The sequence below is a fragment of the Companilactobacillus nantensis DSM 16982 genome (assembly GCF_001435815.1).
Lineage (GTDB): Bacteria > Bacillota > Bacilli > Lactobacillales > Lactobacillaceae > Companilactobacillus > Companilactobacillus nantensis.
On sequence record NZ_AZFV01000095.1, the window covers coordinates 1 to 204 of the forward strand.

Genomic DNA, 204 nt, shown 5'->3' on the forward strand with positions numbered 1-204 from the left:
TAGTTTATCTTCTGTTTGTGCAACCTCCGAAGGGGTTGCCAAATCAAGAGAGATTCCCTTCGGAAAATCTCTTCGTACCATACGGTTGTGAACTTCATTGGTTCCTCGTTCACTGGATGTATACGGATGAGTGAAGTAGACAGGTGCTGTCTTATTCATTACTTCTGTCAGGGTACTGAATTCAAGACCATTGTCGGCAGTAAT

General features: G+C 43.1%; 1 pseudogene. It reads right to left on the reverse strand.

Annotation, left to right across the window (positions count from 1 at the left end):
• Nucleotides 1–204: pseudogene (locus FD31_RS14440) on the reverse strand (IS30 family transposase); the annotation flags it as partial.